At 41.8% G+C, this 19,573-nt stretch carries 27 protein-coding genes; 15 read left to right on the top strand and 12 right to left on the bottom strand.

The genetic code is table 11. The features are described from left to right. The first annotated feature begins 53 nt into the window (after window positions 1-53). From P8610_RS05735 to P8610_RS05695, 9 genes are all read left to right on the top strand, one after another. Window positions 54-626 (top strand): biotin transporter BioY, encoded by a 573-nt coding sequence (locus P8610_RS05735; protein WP_394603485.1) that lies wholly within the window; start codon window positions 54-56, stop codon window positions 624-626. Between the two features lie 165 nt (window positions 627-791). Next, window positions 792-1,286, top strand: coding sequence for a GNAT family N-acetyltransferase (locus P8610_RS05730; protein WP_394603484.1), 495 nt, complete (start codon window positions 792-794; stop codon window positions 1,284-1,286). Window positions 1,287-1,385: 99 nt separating this feature from the next. Beyond that, a complete protein-coding gene (locus P8610_RS05725; RefSeq protein ID WP_394603483.1) occupies window positions 1,386-1,745 on the top strand; it encodes a rhodanese-like domain-containing protein in 360 nt (119 codons plus the stop codon). Window positions 1,746-1,761: 16 nt separating this feature from the next. After that, window positions 1,762-2,058, top strand: coding sequence for a rhodanese-like domain-containing protein (locus P8610_RS05720; RefSeq protein WP_394603482.1), 297 nt, complete (start codon window positions 1,762-1,764; stop codon window positions 2,056-2,058). A gap of 125 nt (window positions 2,059-2,183) precedes the next feature. Continuing rightward, entirely contained in the window at window positions 2,184-3,023 is an 840-nt protein-coding gene (ypfJ, locus tag P8610_RS05715; protein WP_394603481.1) for a KPN_02809 family neutral zinc metallopeptidase, read from the top strand. 271 nt (window positions 3,024-3,294) lie between these two features. Further along, window positions 3,295-4,059 carry a hypothetical protein gene (locus P8610_RS05710; RefSeq protein ID WP_394603480.1) on the top strand — a complete coding sequence of 255 codons (765 nt, stop codon included), beginning with the start codon at window positions 3,295-3,297 and terminating at the stop codon, window positions 4,057-4,059. A gap of 96 nt (window positions 4,060-4,155) precedes the next feature. After that, on the top strand, window positions 4,156-5,169 hold the full coding sequence (locus P8610_RS05705; protein ID WP_394603479.1) for a Gfo/Idh/MocA family protein: 1,014 nt from the start codon (window positions 4,156-4,158) through the stop codon (window positions 5,167-5,169). A 75-nt stretch (window positions 5,170-5,244) separates the two neighbouring features. After that, window positions 5,245-5,730 (top strand): DinB family protein, encoded by a 486-nt coding sequence (locus P8610_RS05700; protein ID WP_394603478.1) that lies wholly within the window; start codon window positions 5,245-5,247, stop codon window positions 5,728-5,730. A 15-nt stretch (window positions 5,731-5,745) separates the two neighbouring features. Then, complete coding sequence (locus P8610_RS05695) at window positions 5,746-6,201, top strand: SRPBCC family protein (RefSeq protein WP_394603477.1); 456 nt, start codon at window positions 5,746-5,748, stop codon at window positions 6,199-6,201. A gap of 62 nt (window positions 6,202-6,263) precedes the next feature. Here the strand turns inward: P8610_RS05695 and P8610_RS05690 are convergent, their stop codons facing one another. Beyond that, on the bottom strand, window positions 6,264-7,088 hold the full coding sequence (locus tag P8610_RS05690) for a hypothetical protein (protein WP_394603476.1): 825 nt from the start codon (window positions 7,086-7,088) through the stop codon (window positions 6,264-6,266). Between the two features lie 148 nt (window positions 7,089-7,236). Here P8610_RS05690 and P8610_RS05685 point away from each other — a divergent pair, with 148 nt between their 5' ends. Then, the gene (locus P8610_RS05685) at window positions 7,237-7,464 is read left to right on the top strand and encodes a hypothetical protein (protein ID WP_289496452.1); all 228 of its coding nucleotides are present in this window, start codon (window positions 7,237-7,239) and stop codon (window positions 7,462-7,464) included. Between the two features lie 50 nt (window positions 7,465-7,514). Here P8610_RS05685 and P8610_RS05680 read toward each other — a convergent pair whose 3' ends face one another. Further along, on the bottom strand, window positions 7,515-7,778 hold the full coding sequence (locus tag P8610_RS05680) for a hypothetical protein (protein ID WP_289496451.1): 264 nt from the start codon (window positions 7,776-7,778) through the stop codon (window positions 7,515-7,517). Between the two features lie 106 nt (window positions 7,779-7,884). Here P8610_RS05680 and P8610_RS05675 point away from each other — a divergent pair, with 106 nt between their 5' ends. The 3 genes from P8610_RS05675 (at window position 7,885) to P8610_RS05665 (ending at window position 10,741) form a co-directional block, all read left to right on the top strand. Beyond that, complete coding sequence (locus P8610_RS05675; protein ID WP_394603475.1) at window positions 7,885-8,517, top strand: LysE family translocator; 633 nt, start codon at window positions 7,885-7,887, stop codon at window positions 8,515-8,517. Window positions 8,518-8,929: 412 nt separating this feature from the next. Then, window positions 8,930-10,252, top strand: a complete 1,323-nt coding sequence (locus P8610_RS05670; protein WP_394603607.1) for an amino acid permease — start codon at window positions 8,930-8,932, stop codon at window positions 10,250-10,252. 90 nt (window positions 10,253-10,342) lie between these two features. Continuing rightward, window positions 10,343-10,741 carry a VOC family protein gene (locus P8610_RS05665; RefSeq protein ID WP_394603474.1) on the top strand — a complete coding sequence of 133 codons (399 nt, stop codon included), beginning with the start codon at window positions 10,343-10,345 and terminating at the stop codon, window positions 10,739-10,741. A gap of 43 nt (window positions 10,742-10,784) precedes the next feature. On the opposite strand, the gene P8610_RS05660 is transcribed toward P8610_RS05665, so the two are convergent. Continuing rightward, window positions 10,785-11,153, bottom strand: coding sequence for a hypothetical protein (locus P8610_RS05660; RefSeq protein ID WP_394603473.1), 369 nt, complete (start codon window positions 11,151-11,153; stop codon window positions 10,785-10,787). Between the two features lie 220 nt (window positions 11,154-11,373). On the opposite strand from P8610_RS05660, the gene P8610_RS05655 reads away from it, so the two are divergent. Then, entirely contained in the window at window positions 11,374-12,393 is a 1,020-nt protein-coding gene (locus P8610_RS05655; protein WP_394603472.1) for a S66 family peptidase, read from the top strand. A gap of 321 nt (window positions 12,394-12,714) precedes the next feature. Here P8610_RS05655 and P8610_RS05650 read toward each other — a convergent pair whose 3' ends face one another. The 6 genes from P8610_RS05650 to P8610_RS05625 all read right to left on the bottom strand — a co-directional run bounded on the left by P8610_RS05650 (window position 12,715) and on the right by P8610_RS05625 (window position 15,976). Beyond that, window positions 12,715-13,506: a TIGR00266 family protein gene (locus tag P8610_RS05650; protein WP_394603471.1), complete on the bottom strand. Its 792-nt coding sequence runs from the start codon at window positions 13,504-13,506 to the stop codon at window positions 12,715-12,717. Then, window positions 13,499-13,951: a hypothetical protein gene (locus P8610_RS05645; RefSeq protein ID WP_394603470.1), complete on the bottom strand. Its 453-nt coding sequence runs from the start codon at window positions 13,949-13,951 to the stop codon at window positions 13,499-13,501. The genes P8610_RS05650 and P8610_RS05645 overlap by 8 nt, the downstream gene beginning before the upstream one ends. Before the next feature lies 1 nt (window position 13,952). Further along, window positions 13,953-14,348, bottom strand: a complete 396-nt coding sequence (locus tag P8610_RS05640; protein ID WP_394603469.1) for a hypothetical protein — start codon at window positions 14,346-14,348, stop codon at window positions 13,953-13,955. An 84-nt stretch (window positions 14,349-14,432) separates the two neighbouring features. After that, window positions 14,433-14,720, bottom strand: a complete 288-nt coding sequence (locus tag P8610_RS05635) for a transposase (RefSeq protein ID WP_394603468.1) — start codon at window positions 14,718-14,720, stop codon at window positions 14,433-14,435. A 56-nt stretch (window positions 14,721-14,776) separates the two neighbouring features. Beyond that, window positions 14,777-15,613, bottom strand: coding sequence for an oxidoreductase (locus P8610_RS05630; protein WP_394603467.1), 837 nt, complete (start codon window positions 15,611-15,613; stop codon window positions 14,777-14,779). 69 nt (window positions 15,614-15,682) lie between these two features. Then, a complete protein-coding gene (locus P8610_RS05625; RefSeq protein WP_394603466.1) occupies window positions 15,683-15,976 on the bottom strand; it encodes a hypothetical protein in 294 nt (97 codons plus the stop codon). Window positions 15,977-16,215: 239 nt separating this feature from the next. On the opposite strand from P8610_RS05625, the gene P8610_RS05620 reads away from it, so the two are divergent. Further along, on the top strand, window positions 16,216-16,875 hold the full coding sequence (locus P8610_RS05620; protein WP_394603465.1) for a C40 family peptidase: 660 nt from the start codon (window positions 16,216-16,218) through the stop codon (window positions 16,873-16,875). Between the two features lie 143 nt (window positions 16,876-17,018). Here the strand turns inward: P8610_RS05620 and P8610_RS05615 are convergent, their stop codons facing one another. The 3 genes from P8610_RS05615 to P8610_RS05605 all read right to left on the bottom strand — a co-directional run bounded on the left by P8610_RS05615 (window position 17,019) and on the right by P8610_RS05605 (window position 19,496). Continuing rightward, on the bottom strand, window positions 17,019-18,077 hold the full coding sequence (locus P8610_RS05615) for a M14 family zinc carboxypeptidase (protein WP_394603606.1): 1,059 nt from the start codon (window positions 18,075-18,077) through the stop codon (window positions 17,019-17,021). A 199-nt stretch (window positions 18,078-18,276) separates the two neighbouring features. Continuing rightward, entirely contained in the window at window positions 18,277-18,780 is a 504-nt protein-coding gene (locus P8610_RS05610) for a DMT family transporter (RefSeq protein ID WP_394603464.1), read from the bottom strand. Between the two features lie 14 nt (window positions 18,781-18,794). Beyond that, window positions 18,795-19,496 carry a Crp/Fnr family transcriptional regulator gene (locus P8610_RS05605; RefSeq protein ID WP_394603463.1) on the bottom strand — a complete coding sequence of 234 codons (702 nt, stop codon included), beginning with the start codon at window positions 19,494-19,496 and terminating at the stop codon, window positions 18,795-18,797. Window positions 19,497-19,573 lie beyond the last annotated feature (77 nt).

Below are 19,573 nucleotides of genomic sequence, written 5' to 3'. Positions count from 1 at the left end.
ATGCGAAAATGTTATTCAACGAACTTTTTATTCATTTTTTAGGAGGTAACCTTATGAAAACGAAGAATATGATGATCTGTGCTTTGTTTGCAGCGCTCATGGCGGTTGGGGCAAACGTGTCTCCTTTTCTAACGATCGGGGGAGTTCCAGTAACGTTACAATTGTTGTTTGCTATATTAGCAGGTGGGATTTTAGGCAGCCGATTAGGGGCAGTCTCAATGGTAACGTATATGTTAATTGGTCTTGTGGGTGCCCCTGTCTTTGCACAGTTTAAAGGAGGACCTGCTCAGCTTTTAAGTCCCACATTTGGTTTTATTCTATCGTTCATTGCCGTCGCCTATGTAACGGGCAAGCTAGTAGGTGACAAAGTGCATGCGTCAAAAACTTCTTACATAACAGCGGCTTTACTCAGCTTATTTTTAAATTACATGATCGGAACGAACCTAATGTTTGCAGCTTTCAAATATTGGGCGGAAACACCTGATGGATTTAGTTATCTTGTAGCGTGGGGGTGGATGGCAGCTTATCTTCCGATTGATATTGGCGTGGCGATTTTATCGTTTGCTGTAATACCAAAACTGAAAATAGCGCTTAAAGGAACGTTTCGTGTTGAAAAAGCAGCGTAAAAACGGGAGGCTCACTTGAGAAAGAAATTTCTTGAGTGCTGGCCTCTTTTTATTACGTAACAATTTTCTAGATTTTACACAAAAACCACTGTTTACTCTTTTAGTATCTAAATTTGCGTATTAAAATGGATAAAACAACACAGAGAAATGAAGGAGTTAATAGGGATGGAAATCATAGAATTGTACAATGTTGATGAGAGTATAGACGAGCTTTCTGATCTTTTAATAAATGTAGTTGGTGAAGGAGCCTCCGTAGGGTTTTTGCCGCCTCTTTCAAAAGTGGATGCTAATTCATTTTGGGAAAGCTGTGTTAGACCTGACGTTATCTTGTGGATTGCAAAAGCAGGCGGGAAGATCGCCGCAACCCTCCAGCTTCACTTATGTACAAAACCAAACGGAACACATCGTGCGGAAATTGCTAAGCTTATGACACATCCTTCGTTCAGACAAAAAGGAATGGCAAAACAGCTCATGTTGCATGCGGAAAAAAGAGCGAAACAAGAAGGACGTTCGCTGCTGATTTTAGACACAAGAGAAGGGGACGCCTCTAATTTTCTTTATCAGTCCCTTGGCTATAAGGAAGCTGGACGTATCCCGAGTTTTGCACAGAATGCAGAAGGCGGCATAGATACAACGGTCTTGTACTATAAAATGATTTAAGAGGACTGATGCCAAAGTCCTTTTATTCAGGTTGACAATATACCCCATAGGGTATAATATGAGTCTTAGAAGTTAATCATGCATAGGAAGGTGAATACAATGGAATACCTTAATTATATTCTTTTTGCTCTTATTATATTGTTTATTGTACAGCGCTTTATGCCGACTAAAGGTGTGAAAAACATCTCAACGCAAGAATTAAAAACAGAACTAAAAGACAAGAAAAAACAGTTTATTGATGTCCGTACCCAAGGAGAGTTTAACGGATACCACATTCCTGGATTTAAAAACATTCCGCTGCACCAGCTTTCTAAAAAAACGGATAAGCTCTCAAAAGATAAAGAAGTGATTGTGATCTGTCAAAGCGGCATGCGAAGCCAAAAAGCAAGTAAGATTCTTGTGAAATCAGGATTTACAAAAGTAACGAACGTAAAAGGCGGAGTAAGTGCCTGGAATTAAAAAGGAGGAAATGATGTTGAAGCAGTTTTCAGCAAAAGAAGTAGAAACAAAGTTAAATGAAGGACAAGCGTTAAATATCATCGACGTACGTGAAGTGGATGAAGTGAAAGAAAGAAAAATTCCTGGTGTTACCCATATTCCACTCGGATTATTGGAATTCCGTTTGCACGAGTTAGACAAGTCAAAGGAATATGTTATGGTGTGCCGTTCGGGTGGAAGAAGCGGACGTGCGTGCCAGCTTCTTGATAGCCATGGATTTAAAGTAATCAATATGGCAGGCGGAATGGATTCATATGAAGGTAAGACTAAATAATTCTTTACAGCGCATACCCAGAGTGGTATGCGCTTTTTTTAGCAAACACTGGGCTATTTCATATGAACTTAGGGTATACAAGTAATTAAAAATGTTGATGCATGTTACCTGAGGAGGATACGGATATGAAGTGGCGCGGCAGACGTGGAAGTACGAACGTGGAAGATCGAAGAGGAATGGGCGGTAAAGGTCTTGCTGTTGGAGGCGGCCTTGGCGGATTGATCATCGTTTTGATTGTAACGCTGTTGGGCGGAAATCCCGGCGATCTGATCGGGGGCATGGGTGAGCAAGAGCAATCAGTTCCTTATGAGGAAACAGAAAAAGAAAAAGAAGATGCAGAGTTTGTTTCTGTTGTTTTAGCCGATACGGAAGACGTATGGACGGAGATTTTTCAGGATCAAGGGTTGACTTACAAAGAACCGAAGCTCGTTTTGTATTCAGGAAGTGTTCAGTCTGCATGCGGAACAGCGGGTTCGTCAGTCGGTCCGTTCTATTGTCCAGGTGATCAGAAGCTGTACATAGATTTGAGTTTTTATCAGGAACTTCAGGACAAGTTCGATGCACCTGGCGATTTTGCCATGGCATATGTAATTGCGCATGAAGTGGGGCACCACGTTCAAACGCTTTTAGGAAAAACAGAAGAGATTCACGCACTCCGCTCCAAGTTAAGTGAGACCGAATACAACAAGTATCAAGTGAAGTTTGAGCTCCAAGCCGATTATTATGCGGGAGTTTGGGCGAAGCATGCTCAGGATATGAACGTATTGGAAAAAGGCGATCTGGAGGAAGCACTCAACGCCGCGAGTGGAGTTGGCGATGACACCCTTCAGAAAAAATCGCAAGGATATGTCGTTCCAGAGAGCTTCACCCACGGAACATCCGAACAGCGGCAGCGCTGGTTTTACAAAGGATTCGAGAACGGAACGATAAAAGGTGGAGACACATTTAAGGCAAAGGAGCTGTAATAACGTTTTTAGCCGGCATTAGAGGATGGAGTTGTCCTTTAATGCCGGCTTTTTTGTTATGGTGTGCGGATGGATGTGTCCTTTTAAAAAGCACACACTCACCACTTGTAAAATTAATTTCACGTAAGCAAAATTCTCGCCTACTACAATGTTTATAATTAACAAATTTGACATATTAATGTTACGGATTTATGGCGAAACCATTTTATTCCTATTCGAACCGTTTCCATTCCTTTACAATTAATGTGAGAGGACAAATAGAGAAGAGGGAGTGATCCTTATAGACCGCCAGTTAATCATCTCTATCGCCATTTTAGTAGTTTTGTTTGAAAGTTTGTTTATTACACTATTTATAATGTATAGAAAAGGTAGAATAGATAGAAATCCCTTTATCATGCTTTTCCAAAAAGAATGGAATATCCTTTTCCATGCCTTCTTTAGATGGAGGTTAAAAAGTCGAGTTTCAACCCAAGAACTTGTTTATCCTTATCATAAAAACACCAGCTATTTTTACCTATTCTTAGCGTTAATCCACGAACAAATTATCGAGATGATCGTGTTTCATATTTACCTCAAAAAAGAAGAACCTGAAATTGCACTCATCATGCTTCTCTTACATATTTACAGTGTAATTTACATGCTTGGCGATTATAACTTATTGAGAAATACGCCGTTTCGAATCATCAAGGAACAAGTTGTGATGAGAATAGGTGCGAGACGATCTCTCCAATTTGATGTGAACGAGATTAATTACATACAGACTGCCTCGATCAAATATAACAAAAGCGGTGGCATCATCAATGAAAAGAAAGTCTTTCATGCGACGGCTTTTCCTAGAATCCTAACGATTATTTTTGGAATAAGTGATGAATTGAAATACGAAATTGTGTTTAAGAAACCTATACATGCCCGTGGTTATTTTGGACAAAAACAAGAGATTAACAAAGCGCTGATCTATATGGATAAAGCAGGGGAGTTTGTCGGTGAACTTCAAAATAGGATGGAAATCACCGTTAATACAACAAAATCTGTTTAGTCGTGTCTATCTAGACTTGAAGTCAGCAAAAAGATAAAACTTCCACCTTCACTTATGTATAATGAAGGTAAATCTAGCTTGAGGAGTGATGGCAAAATGAATGTGGCTCTACTCAGTAAGTGGCACGTGCATGCGGTTGATTATGCACGCGAGGCGACGGAAAATGAAGCGATTTCTATCAAAACAGTGTGGGACGAGAACGAAGAGCGCGGAACACAGTGGGCGGAAGAGTTAGGTGTTTCTTATGAAGCTGATCTAAATAAAGTGCTCGATGATCCAAACATTGATGGCGTAATCGTGACAACAGCAACGAACCGCCACAAGGACGTAATCATCGCTGCGGCGAACCACGGCAAACATATTTTTACTGAAAAAGTACTCGCCTTCACGGTAAAAGAGTGCGAAGAAATTATAGAAGCGGTGGAAAAAAACAACGTACAGCTTATGGTGAACCTTCCTAGGCTGACAGAAAGCTTTTATCTGTACGCACAAGAAGCTGTGGACAAAGGATTGCTCGGAGACATTACATATATCAGATGCCGTGTGGCGCATAACGGATCGGTGCCATCTGAAGAGAACCCAAAAGGATGGCTTCCACAGCATTTTTATAACAAAGAAGAGTGTGGCGGAGGAGCGTTGATCGACCTTGGCGCGCATCCGATCTACTTAACAAACCGTTTAGGTGGGAAAGTAAAAGCGGTAAGTGGAAAATTGAACGAATTCTATAACCTTGGAGTGGATGACAACGCTGTCGTGATGGTCGAGTACGAATCAGGTGCGATGGGTGTAATTGAGACCGGATTCTTATCATTCGGAAGTCCGCAGCAGCTCGAACTGTACGGAACAGAAGGAACATTGATGGTGGAATGGCAAGATGTACGTATTAAGAGTAAACATCTTGGCACTGATGAGTGGGTGACACCAGATCTGCCGAATCCGATATCATCCAGCATGGAGCAGTGGGTTCAGGCCATTGAAACTGGTAAGAAGCCTGCCATTACAACGGATGATATCGTACATTTGACCGCGATTAATGAAGCAGCGGCAATCTCAAGTGCAGAAGGTCGCAGGGTTCAGCTTTCAGAACTCGGCTTAAAACAAGAAATTTAAAAAGTAATAAAAGGAATTGAACCTCTTGGTGCAGAATGTTTGTTCGTACACATTTCTGTGCAGGAGGTTTTTTTCGTGGACCAAAAAACAATTCTATTGAGACAAATGTCCGCCAATCACAATGAACCGAACTGGTTTGTACCGATTGATCGCGCGCTTGACGGATTAACGGCTGAACAGGCAAAAGGAAAATCAGGTGACAGCAACTCCATATGGGAAATCGTCAACCACTTAATCTTTTGGAACGAACGCTATTTGCAACGTTTTCAAGGAAAGACAGTAACTCGAAAAATTGAAAGCAATGATGAAACATTTCGAAATGAAAACAAAGAAAATTGGGATGCAGCAAAAAATGAGCTGTTTGCTGTTTTAACTCATTGGACGGAGGCGCTGAAAGAAGCGGATGAGGAAATCTTTGAGCGCTCAGCTCATGAAGACCGACATGACCCGTGGTACTCAGTGCTCGCGAACATCAACATCCACAATGCTTACCATATCGGACAAATCGTAGAAATCAGAAAATCGCAAGGAAACTGGGATCCAGAAAAAGGTGTACATTAAAAGGAGGAACTGTTCATGACAGAACTAAAGTTCGTGTATGTGACCTACATAGAGGCGCATCCTGAAAAAGTGTGGGAAGCTCTGACAAATGGAGATCTTTCGGAACAATACTTTTTCGGAAGCAGGGTGGAGTCGGAATGGAAAGAAGGTTCGCGTATCACTTATTCCCGCGGCAGCAAAGTGACCGATTGGGGAGAAATCATAAAGTGTGATCCGCAAAAAGAACTTTCTTTTACGTGGAACAACAAATGGGACGAGGAAGAGCGTAAAACCCCGACCGTCGCGACTTTCACTCTAAAAGAGATGAACGGAACAGTTAGATTAACTCTTCGTCATGAAAATTTGATGGAAGCGGATATCGTAGAGGAAGAAGACACGTTTGTAGGATTCAACAACGGCTGGCCCGCGATCTTATGTAACCTGAAAACATTACTGGAAACAGGCCGCACGCTTCCGCCGGTGATTGCTTGAAGTTAATATGTTGTAAATAAAATAAGGAAGGTGTCCGATTATACTGGACACCTTTTTATCTTCTATGTCGTAAACCATTCACCTTTGAGTGCCGCAATATATCGTTCCGCAGAGCGCTGAACAACAAGATCCGCATCACTTTTCACATGTCGGTTAAACGCGTTATATAATTCCTTGAACTGCAGCGATCCCACTTTATTGGCCATTCGTTCAACTGTGCTAGCAGGAAGTGGGATGATATTTGGATAGCTATACATGAAGCTCACCCATTTTCGGTCGGGTACTACTTGAATGACATCGCCAGTCAACAAAATACCAGCAGCCCCGCCATTTTCCCAATGAAGCACGCAGCCGCCTTTATAATGTCCTCCTAATCGATGAATCACAAGTCCAGAGGCTAGCGTTTTTTCTTCTCCACTCCAATAAATAATCCGGTCGCTTTCCTGTTGCACCAATTCCTTATCGTCTTCATGTATGTGGAGCGGACAATCAAACGCCTCTGCCCAACGTACTTGAGTGGAGTAATAGTGCGGGTGAGATAATGCAATTGCGTCAATTCCACCATTTGCATTTATTCTTTCTATCGTTTCCTGATCAAGATACGGAATACAATCCCATAAAAGTCTAAACCCTTTTTCCTCAATAAAAAAAGCCGACTGGCTAATACCGAATTCTGGTTCTGTTTTTATGCTAAACAGGCCGTCCTGCTCATTCTCCATTTTATTTCGATACTTGCCTGATTGGATCATGTCGTCTAACGTCGTCCACTCTTGTCCATTTGGGTTTATGTATTGTCGTTCTTCTTTACAAATTACACACTCCTCTAATGGTGAATTGGATGCAGCATATTGTGTTCCACATGTTGTACATAGAAATTCTTTCATCATGTTGTCCTCCTCCATCAAGTCTCTCGTTTTTAGTCTAGCAGACAACATATGGAAAGTATTGTTAAACGACTTTGACAGTCCATTCGTCTCAGTTTTAAAAAAATGAGGGAAGGGAATAGAGAAACAAACCTAAAAGGAGGTGGCTAGCATGTCTGTTTATGACCAGATCAACTCTTGCTGCAGCAGGATTGAGAAAGCAGACACGAAGGAAGATGTACTACGCGAAGTAGATAAGCTGGACAACTACGCCTCTTATCTAAACGCAGATAAAGCACAACGACTTCATATTTATTGTGATAACATTCGTAAACTAAATGTAGATGTGAAAACTGAAACCGTTAACCAAGCCGGGTTTATCCGAAATTTATTTGCATAGCATGAAAAATCCCTCGTGATCAAATCATGAGGGATTTCTGCGTCCAGTAATCAATCGTATCTCGTTTCCTGAATAGCAGCTTGTGTTTCGTGCAGATGTCTTAAATATTCTTTTGCATGATGAAGTTGTTTTTTTTCTTCTTCAGACATTCCTTCTCCTGCATCATGAACAGATTGTTGAGCCGTTTCGAGCCATACCTTCGCAGTTTGAAAACATGATGGTGTTTGGTTCGCTTGCGCTTCTATCATTGCTTCATCCGCACGTTTTACATGGTCAAGAGCTTCTTGGATTTTAGGGCTGAACTGGTGATCCATTGGTCTGAACTCCTTTTAATGAATTGATTTTATGGTCTGATTAGACGTGCTTCCGAATAAGATGAAGACAGGCATGAGTTGTCCATCATATTTGTGGAGGTCGTCTATGTTTCTTTTTATAAAATACGTGCTGTTAGGATTATCACTTGCAGCTCCAATCGGTCCAGTAAACGCTGCACAGATGGACCGAGGCATCAAATATGGATTTTGGCAAGCGTGGATGGTGGGGCTTGGAGCTACAGTGGCAGATGCCATCTATATGCTTTTGGTCTACATGGGACTTGTGAGCTACATCAACACGCCATTCATCAAAACCTTTCTATGGCTCTTCGGCAGTTTCGTCCTTCTCTATACAGGAATAGAGACCTTCAAAAAAGCAGCAGCAGCAGAAAAAAATAGCAGTGATAAAGACTACACGGTACATAACAGCAGAAGTTTTATGGCCGGTTTTCTTATGTCGCTCACCAATCCTCTTACCATCTTATTTTGGTTAGGAATTTACGGTTCTATACTTGCAGAAACGGCAGCTAAATATAGTATGGAAAGCTTGATGTTATATAGTGCAGCGATTTTTTCAGGGATTTTATTGTGGGATTTTACGATGGCTGTCGTATCAAGCGGTTTCCGTAAGATGCTTGCTGACCGCATTTTAGATGGGATCTCGAAACTATCGGGATTATCACTCATCGGGTTTGGCTGTTATTTTGGCTATAAAGGGATTGCGTTTTTGTTATCTTAAGGTTTCCCTTGCAGCCATTGATACGAGAGGTGAGGGTATAGGGCTGGTTGATATTTGTCGATTTTTATCAACTCGCCGATATATGAGCCAAATTCGCCGGAATATAGCTAAAACTCGCCGGAATATTTTCCAAACTCGCGGGATTAAGTACAGTTTTTCTTGAATTATTCGCTTGATACCCCAACCTGTATAAGTAGATTGCATTCAAAAGTGGTTCACAACACCGATAACATGTGTTGGCACTTTTAAATTTAGCTCCTTTCACGCCAATCCAACCTGCCAATAGATGTAAGTTCATGAGTCTTTTCATTTAACATGAATATTCACCAATTTAAGTTAAACAATAATACCTGTATAGCAGGAGGGTATTATTGTGAAAAAATCCAATTGTAATGGACCTGTTCAACCCAAAATGGATAAATCAGAAGCAAAAAACATGGCGTGGTGGCAGCTCTCGCTCGTTGGAGTCGGCTGCACAATAGGGACAGGGTACTTTCTTGGGTCAACGATCGGGATTCAGCTAACTGGGCCATCTATCGTTTTCTCCTTTTTATTAGCTGCAATCGGTACATATATCGTATTTCAACTGCTCGCGAAAATGACGGCGGCAGATCCTCAAAAAGGTTCATTTTGCTATTATGCTTCCCAATCATACGGAAGATGGGCAGGTTTTAGCTGCGGATGGAACTATTGGGTATCCAACATTTTGATCATGGGAAGCCAGCTAACTGCACTCTCTATCCTTTCTCAGTTCTGGTTTCCGCACATTCCACTTTGGATTTTTGCTGCTTTTTATGCCGTACTCGCCATTGTTGTCGTGTTGGCTGGAACAAAAAAGTTTGACCAAGTGGAAAATCTGCTTGCTGTGATAAAAGTAGCGGCAATCGTGATGTTTATCGTATTAGCAATCGCAGGTCTTATTGGACTAGTGGATGGTAAGAACTATGATCTCGCCTTACCAGATACGTTTGACGGCTACTTTACAGGAGGCTTGAAAGGCTTCTGGTCGTCACTTATCTATGCCTTTTACGCGTTTGGCGGAATTGAAGTGATTGGCATGATGGCAATGCAGCTCAAAAAAACGGAAGATGCCACAAAAGCAGGAATGATCATGCTTTTGATACTGACGATTATATATGTTCTATCAATGGGACTCGCTGTAACGACTGTTGCGATGGATGTGTTTGATCATAAGGAAAGTCCTTTTGTAACGGCGATGGAACGGTATCATCTCGGTTTTTTTCCGCATGTTTTTAACGGAGCGATAATTGTTGCGGGATTCTCTGCAATGGCGGCGGCACTATTCGGGGTTACCAACCTGTTGATGACGTTAGCGGAAGATGGGGATGCGCCGAAACTATTTGCGAAAACCATTAAATTTAAAAAAATGCCACTGCCTGCCATGTCTCTTGCCGCAGCAGGACTTTTAGCAAGTATCATCACCGCACTTTTATTGCCTGGAAGGATCTATGAATACATTACAACAGCTGCCGGCATCCTGCTTTTATTTAACTGGCTTTTTATTATCATCTCGTCCATGAAAATTTTGAAGCAGTCGTTGTGGACGAAACTTTTCTCGATTGTTGCAATCGTGCTAATATTTTTAGCAGTTACCGGCACTTGGTTCGAGCATACGATTAGGCCGGGGCTGTACGTAAGTGTCGGAATCGCTATACTGATCGGGATCATTTCAATCATCAATCAAAAAAAGCACAGCACACAACAAGAAACTTGAGGCTATCGACAAGATAGTCTTTTTTTGTGGAGGGATTTTGAATAAAAAGACGAAGGTGTAGGCTAGGAATCGAAAGGGGAGTATGAAAAAATGGCAACTTCTGATCAAAAAGTAACCACATTTCTTTTGTTTCAAGGACAAGCTGAGGAAGCAATGAACGTATACACGTCGCTGTTCGCTGATTCAGAGATCAAAAATATTCTTTATCAAGAAGATGGAACGGTGCTGCACGCGACCTTTAGCATTAAAGGGCAAAACTTGATGTGTATAGACAGCGGGATAAAACACGAGTTCACATTTACTCCTGCCATTTCTTTGTTCGTAGAGTGTGACACTTTGGATGAAATACATCATCTTTTCGAATCGTTATCGAACGGTGGAGCAGTGCTTATGCCTTTAGGGGAGCTTCCAGGAATGGAAAAGTTCGCATGGGTGCAGGATTCATTCGGGGTTTCGTGGCAGTTGAGCCTGCCGTCTCGCGACAATTGATGAAAGAAGAAGAGCCGTTCTCTTTTGGAGAGCGGCTTTCTCGTTAACCAACGCAGATGAAGTTACGAATCTGTGAAAACCCATAGCGCACGCGTTGGCGTCGGCCATACAACCAGATATAGCCTGTTACAGAATTACGACGGATCTCAACGGGGAAGAACCAGAAGTCACGGCCGAATTGACCAGGCTGTCTGAGCCCTAAAAGTCCCCAGTTTCCTAAACAACCGCAAAGTCTCGCTCTGATCTGTTGAGGGGGCATTGATTGAGCGAAGTACGGCTGAGGTATTTGATATTGAGCAGCAAATTGCTGTGGGGGAGGAGAAAATGGACCTTCATCATCTTCACCAATCTGACGCTCCACGTACTGAGACTCCTCGATCGAATGTTGGTGGTTATAAGGATGATTATTCATGAGAAGAATTGCCTCCTTTCTAAAAACAGTTTGTTCGATATATGCATATGTTGGACGTACCTTATGAGTAGCTTGTTCGTTGTACAAAATAGTGAAATTGTTAAGAAATAGGCTTTTTTAGGGAAGGTTTAAGGTTGTTCCGTTAGATGAAGTAAAGGGATTCATCTCCTTTTGTCGAATTTTACTTGTGTGATTTAATTTCGCCAAAGGATGGATTTCAATGATTAAATATCCGATTTTAAAGAAAAATGCAGTGATAGGCGTAACCGCACCATCTTCTGGTGTGCCGCCATTTTTACATGACATGTTTAAGCAAGCATGCGAGCGTATGGAGCAAAGAGGGTATAAAGTGATCTGTGGTGATACGGTTTGGACACAAGCAAAAGCAAAATCAGCACCAGCAACAGTGCGTGCAGCCGAAGTAAACGAGATGTTAAGTAATGATGAAATCGGCGTAATCATCCCTCCATGGGGCGGTGAACTGCTGATTGAAATCATGGAGCATGTGGATTTCACGAACATTCGGGACAAATGGATACTCGGCTATTCTGATACGAGTGTTCTGATGCTCGCCATTACATTAAAAACAGGACTCGCAACCGCCAACGGAACAAACTTCGTGGATGTAAGAGGCGAGTATTCGGATGACACTACTGCCATGTGGGAAAAGGTGTTGAGAACAAAAGTGGGAGAGTCAGTGCTGCAGCAGTCCTCAGAGAAGTATCAGGAAAAATGGCAGCACGATGCACCGACATCGTGTGTGTTTCATCTCACTGAGAAAACCCACTGGAAGACAGCATCTGGTGAAAAAGAGAAAGTTGAAGGACGACTGCTCGGAGGCTGTATCGATGTGATTCGGCATCTGATCGGAACGCCGTTTGGTAATGTGGCTCAGTTTAGAAAACAGTTTTTGAATGGAGATGAACCCATTCTGTGGTACCTTGAAAATTGTGAGATGAACACCACAGATTTAAGAAGAACACTCGTTCATATGAAGTTAGCCGGCTGGTTTGAGAACTGTTCAGGTATTTTGTTTGGCAGAAGTGAAGCCAACGAGCCTATTGGGGATTACACCGTGGAAGACGTGTATCAAGATATGGCTGATGATCTGGGAGTTCCTATCATTTACGATGTCGATTGCGGCCATCAGCCACCACAGATCACGTTTGTTAACGGGGCGTATGCAGAGGTAGAAGTTGAGAATGGTCGTGGGACTGTTTTGCAGCATTTTAAGGCGTAAATGAATTGATTTTTGGTATAAAGTGAAGTTGACTCTCATTTCAGGGTCAACTTTTTACTTTTATATAGCTTTTTTAGTTATCCCAATAAAGTAGATTTGAAGACACACTCTATAATTCCAAGGTAATTCGATTTTTTTCCAAGGTAATTCATTTTATATCCGCGGTAAATGCTGTTAATTCCGCACATAAAATTATTTATCCGTTTTTCGACAAATGGGAGTCTTACTTATAAGGTTAAAATTAAAGAATCAACTTATCCTCAGAAACAAAAGAAGCTGACACAACATGAAGGTTGCGTCAGCTTTACATAAAACTATAAATCAATCACCATTCAGCATGTTGAACACACCTTTAGCGATGCTGCCTTCATCACTTGATCCTCCGCGGTGTGGTGCGGCTGCGAACACGCGGCTCGCCAGACGACTGAACGGAAGGGACTGAATCCATACTGTTCCAGGTCCTCGTAATGTGGCAAAGAATAATCCTTCACCGCCGAATAATGCTGTTTTTACGCCTTTTACCATCTCGATGTTATAATTTACACCGCTCGTCATGGCAACTAAACAGCCTGTGTCAACACGCAGCACTTCTCCAGGAGCAAGTTCTTTCTTATGAATCGTTCCGCCTGCATGAACGAACGCCATGCCATCGCCTTCAAGCTTCTGCATGATAAAGCCTTCGCCACCGAAGAACCCTGCACCTAACTTACGCTGAAACTCGATTCCAACAGATACGCCTTTTGCAGCGGCTAAGAACGCATCCTTCTGACAGATCACTTTACCGCCAAGCTCGCTCAAGTCCATCGGAATGATCTTACCAGGATAAGGAGAAGCGAAGGAAACGTGCTTTTTCCCGTAATCTTCATTCGTGAATGTTGTCATAAATAGACTTTCACCCGTCAGTACGCGTTTACCGGCACTGAACAGTTTTCCCATCAAACCCCCACCGCCGCCAGATGAGCCGTCACCGAAAATAGTTTCCATCTCGATGCCGTCTTCCATCATCATGAGTGCGCCAGCTTCAGCAATCACCGTTTCTTTCGGATCAAGCTCTACCTCAACAAACTGCATGTCGTCGCCATAAATTTTATAATCGATCTCGTGATTATTCATGTTCATTTCCCCCAATAGTAATAGTATGAAAATGAGACTCCTCACCATTTTTAAAAAGTTTGAGGGTTTCATAATCTTTATTTAGCTTTATTTTGTACAAGAGCTGGTTTGCTAATTTCTTACCTTCCATATCCTTGATTAAATCCTCACTATAAGTGATGGTCAGCGACTCTTCTTCACCTTTAACCTCAACATCAGAAAAGGTTAGTGCAGAATCACCTTGCACCATATTTACTCCGTTCAGCATCACATAATAGATGTTGTTCTGTTCATCTTGGCACAGGTAGACTCCGTTTTCTTGTTGTGCTGATCTAACAAATTGCTGTACTGATTTTTCGGCTGCATCCACATCAAGTTGTTGCATTGTTAACTCAGAAGAGGTCTGAACAGAGGTGCAGCCTGTTAATAATGTGATTAATCCTATCGCTATTAATAACCTTTTCATCTTAGTTCACTCTTTTCACTTCAAATGATGCAGAAGAAGGGGTGAGCGGTTGATAATTCTTAGGAATAAGTTCGCCATATTTTCTGGACACCTTAACATATTGAACCACTTTTTGATTGTCCACAAACAGCAGCAGGAAAATATCATCGCGGCTTTTTATGCTGCTCGGATCTTTGAACGTAAACCCTAATTGCTTATTGATGTCCGACTGCAAGGTGTAAGGAGGGAATAGGTGCGCTTCGTCCCACTCAAATTCAGCAACCTTGTTCAAATTCAGATTGCCCTCATCTTTCATCACAGAATGAATAGACTGTTCCAGATTTTTATTGTGCATAGCGCCAAAACTGCAGCTCGATAATAACAGCACTGAAAAAACGATGAGGATTTTATTTTTCAAAACAGCCTCCTTCAAACGTAATGACTGATCCATATTGAATTACGATTCTCCGTTAAAATAAGTTTCAACTATTCTTCAACTTTTTTACCACTCTGAAGAAGTCCACATGATCAAGCGATAAATAAGGTAAACACCTAAATAAGAGCCTGCGAACAAGAAGAATGGATTCAACAGAACGCCGTGAATGTTTGTCATGAAAACGGTGTTGTCGTGAAGGATCTGCTGAATGCTGATTGCTGCAAGGTTTCCGAATGTTAGCGCAGCGAAAAGAGCACATATATTAAATATCGAACGGCTTTTAGGCCAAGCATATTGCAAACAAAACATTCCGATTGGGATGATTAGACTTCCAATAATAATTAAAAACTTCATAAGAAATCACCTCACTACCATTTTGCACACAATAGGAGGTGATTAAGCACAACCATTTATTTTAACAGCTTTTTTAAAATAACTTTTTCAAGCCACTTCCACGGCAAAATAACTTTCAGAAACAGACTTAACCTTACACCTTTACCGATCGTATATCGCAGTTTGGGTGTTTTTGAGGAGGTTGCAATCCTCGTCACAAGCTTCGCCACATCAAGCGGATCGCCATGACTGCCTTTGCCTGTTTCAATATCTTCTAATAGGGCTTCCATATAAAAGTGATAAGGAGATTCAGAGTTAATGGTCATGTTGTCGATCGACGACCAGATGTTCGTTTGATAAGAACCTGGCTCAACAAGAACAACATCAATACCGAACGGCATGAGCTCCAGACGCAGGCTCTCGCTGTATCCTTCTAGTGCGTGTTTGGAAGCGGTATACGGCGATAGTCCTGGAAAACCGAACTTGCCAGAGATGCTGCTCATGTTGATGATACGGCCGCGGCGATTTTTCCGCATGATGGGAAGAACAGCTTGAGTGACCGCAATCACACCAAAAACATTCGTCTCAAACTGCAAACGGTACTCATCTACGGTTAACTCTTCTGCAAAACCGCCAAGTGCGAACCCCGCGTTGTTCACGAGCACATAAATGCTATGAAACTTTTTTATGTAAGCAGTAAATGTGGAGACCGATTCAGCTGATGTTACATCAAGCGGGTGAAGGTGGATCTGGTCTGCCACATTGTGAACGTCAGCTAGTTTTAATAGATTCTCTGCACGATCCAAATTCCTCATCGTGCTGACCACATCAAAACCGGCTTTCGCAAGTTCTACAGCACAAAGCATGCCGAACCCGCTGGAAGTACCGGTTACAATTGCTGTTTTTCTTTTCATGATAATCTCCTAATCTCTTCAAAAAGTCCGTACACTATTAAACTTAAACAAACTTCACCTAGCATTCAACTATTTATAAGGTTTATGCGGACTTCGATCTCGATAGTGGTGGAAAACCGTTGCGAAGCCGGCATACGAACCAACCGCAGCAACGCCGTAGCCAATCCCCATAACAATCCCTGTCCAAAGACTATGCGGATGCGCAATAAAAACAGAAATAATCAGTCCAAGCAGGCTGGCGATCGTTGGAATCCAAGCAGAGAGAGAGGGGAAGAAAACTTTAAGAATTTCAATCATAACAATGATGGCAGGCACAGCGATTAATGCATCCCAAAAGTTAGTATGGATGAACGGGAACTCCAAATAGACGCCTCCTTACCATTTTAGCCCTTTATATACTCTATACAAATAACCGGCAATCTTTCCTTCTATTTGTCCACAACGTGCTGGAAAAAATTATCTAATATTACAATGTGTAATTCTTCATACATTTCGCCAAAAATTGTTATTGCGCTGTAACTCCCTTACAATCTCTCTGTCATCTTCACCTGTTAGTATGGGACAGGTCAGATTAAATAAGGTACAGAAAAGGGGATGTTATTTTGAAAAAGGCAGTAGCAGGATTTGCGATTGCAGGGGTTATGGCGTTCAATCCAGTAGTGGGGGAAGCCGCACTCGGAGATCAGACACTCAAACCTGGGATGCAGCATTCAGATGTACAAGACCTACAACAAACATTAGGTGATAAAGGATACTTTTCTTATAGCAAAACAACCGATTATTATGGTGACTATACAACAGACGCAGTAAAAAAATTGCAAGCAGATAAAGGCATTACAGTTGATGGAATCGCTGGGGAAGAAACGTTCAAAGCGCTCGGTGTTGATCAAAGCGGTGAACAAAGTGATTCTTCAATCGTAGAGGTAGCTAAGAAATATGAAGGCACACCTTATAAGTGGGGTGGGGAATCACCTGACGGCTTTGATTGCAGCGGATACTTAAATTATATCTTTGATGAAGCAGAGAACATTGATCTGCCTCGTACAGTTGATGAAATCTATGCAGAAGGAACAAAGGTGGATAAACCCGCAGTCGGCGACATTGTATTCTTTAATCTAGAAGGCGACGGACCGAGCCATGCAGGAGTTTACATCGGAAACGATCAGTTCATGCACGCATCTTCATCAAAAGGTGTGACGTCAGCTGAACTCAGCAGCTCATACTGGTCAGAACATTATATTGGTGCAAAAAGTTATGAGTAAATGATGAAAACACACCTATTTTAGAAAAACACCTCGTTGTATGAGGTGTTTTTTTTTTGGTGCTTAAAATTTCACGTACCGTAAGCGAGTATAATGGTAGAACACATCAAAAAACAGTTCTCGAGAGAACTGTTTTTTCTAGTTTATTCGTCGTCAACTTCTCCAGAACGATTCTTTTGTTGTGGCAGTGTATCCCAAAAACTAGCATCTACCGTGTCGATTGAGTCATCAGCAATCGCACGTACAGCTGCATCTAGCGTGACGATCGTTTGCTTAATCAAATATCCATTACTCTTTTGACCTAGCGCATAGTCTTCACGATAGTGATCAGACATTCCGCGCATTTCAAAAAGGAGAGTAGAGATATCGTATCGGACAGCAGCACCATTACGTCCAATGTTTGCACCAGATCCGCCATCATATTTACCAATATGACCCCAGCCCGTGTTTTGGATGGCATTGAACACAACAGCACCAAGGCGTTTTGATTTTTCAACCACTTTAGGCTTCACATTTGGATTCGTAGGATACAACATAGAACCAGACACAAGTTGCCCATCCGTCTCACTCAACGTTCCTTGGTGGTGAAGATCAATCATGTAATCAATGTTATACTTCGCGAACACATTTTCATGAAGAACACGTGCTTCAGGCTCCATTTTACTAGTCGGTTTATCATGTTCGCGATTTAAGTCAATTTCATTCGCATTATAGCGTGTAAGGTGGCGGTCACCATCAGCTAAGTAATCTTCAAGGGAGAAATTCACATCTCCCATTGCGCCATCAGCGTTCAACATGGGGATAACCAATACGTTCACATTGTCCAACACACCTTTTGTTTTATTCGTACCAAGGTGTTTCATAAATTCCAAAGCGCCTTCAGTTGTCAGTTGTTCGTTCCCGTGCTGTTGTGTCAAAAATAAGATGGTTGGATTACTTGGATTTGATATGTACTTTGCCATGTAAATGTCTCGACCTTTTACGGTTTGGCCGATTACTTCAAGTTTCATAGCATCTTGTTTTGCATCTAGTGTTTTTAAAGAATCAACAAGCTCTTCATACGTATGTAAGATAGAAGTTTGAATGGATCCATTTCCTGTTCCTGGACCATTCCCGACAGCATGTGCAGGTAAAGATAGCGTAGTTAGCGCGCCAAAAGCCATTAAACCAGACAAGGTAACAGACAAAACTTTCTTTTTCACTTTCAAAGTAATACCTCCATATTTTGAATTTTTCAAAAAAGGGTTCTATTATTTTAGTGTACCGTATGCCTGATTTGTTTTTAATAGAGGGGACTACCCATTTTTAGTAAGGTGAATGGGGAGAAAGTTTTGGGAATTTGAGGAGGAAAGAAGGTAATAAGTAGGAGGTTTGCTTTTTTGAACAAAAAAAAGAGGAGATTCATGATCTCCCCGCAACTTGGTGTTTTAGCTGACTTTGAACTTTCCGAACTTCGAGCTTTTCCTTAGAAACCCCGCCAAACTTAAACACAATCACTCCGCCGATGATTACGAGCACACCAACTAACTGCTGAGTCGTAAACGGAATTTTTTCTAATCCGAACCAGCCCATTGAATCCCGTAATAATGCCGATCCGAGCTGTGAAGTTAAAACAATGGAAATCGCAAATGTCGGACCGAGCAATCGCGTTCCTTGTACAAGACAAACAACAACTCCTACGCCGATTAATCCACTGAACCAAAACCATGTTTTCATATTGTGAAGAGCAAACAGCTCTGTTCCTTCAAAAACAAGCCCGAGCGTCATGGATGCGAGAAATCCTAGACCTAACACCAATGCAGTGGTCGACCACGTTCCTGCATGATCATTAACCCGTGTGTTGAAGATATTTTGCAGACCAACGAGTAAGCCGGCAATAACCGCAAAGAATAACCCTAAAAGCATGATTAACACCCTCTCTATTCGTAAATATTTCTATGATTGGCAAGCTCACTTAAGCCGTCCCGATCTTTTACAACGATAAAACCTTTGTGCCGTTCTACTAACCCTTCCGATGAAAGGTGCTGTATGACGCGGTTCAGATGCCGATAGCTCGTTCCAATCAAATTTGCAGCATCCATTAAATGACTCGTGCTGAGTTTCCCGCTATAAAGAGCATCTGACTCATCCAAACAAACCGATAACAGGTAGCTCGCAAAACGCACCTCAACCGGGTACAGCAAGTTAAAGCTCAATGAACTAGATTTCACGTAAAACTTTTCCGTAATCATTTTTAATAAAAACTTCAAAAGCGGTGTGTGATCGCTGGCAAATTTCTTCAGCCACCGGTGGTGAACAGCAATCATATGAACCTCGGAGACCGCTTCAACCGTGTTGATAAAATCCGTACCCTGCACGTATTCAATATCACCAACAACATCAAGCGGCGTTTTAAAGGATAGAATAAGGGTCTTGCCTTCAGGTGATGTGTTGAAGATTTTCAGCTTGCCTTTGACTAACAAAAACAAATTTTCATAGAGATCGCCCTGCGAACAAATCAGCTCACCACTATCATAGCGGTGAAGTGTTAAATAGGGCAGAAGATCCTCATTAAGAATAGGAGCAATTTCGAATGTTTCGATGTAATGCTGAAGCAGATTAGGATCATGCAGCTCTTTCATTTATCACGTTCACCTCAATTTTGACTCTAACTAAAAGATTGTTGCTAGCAATTTTTGTTTCTTCGCTGAATAGTTGA

The sequence above is a fragment of the Fictibacillus sp. UD genome, from assembly GCF_043558025.1.
Classification (GTDB): domain Bacteria; phylum Bacillota; class Bacilli; order Bacillales; family Fictibacillaceae; genus Fictibacillus.
This window is presented reverse-complemented; position numbering and strand designations above follow the sequence as displayed.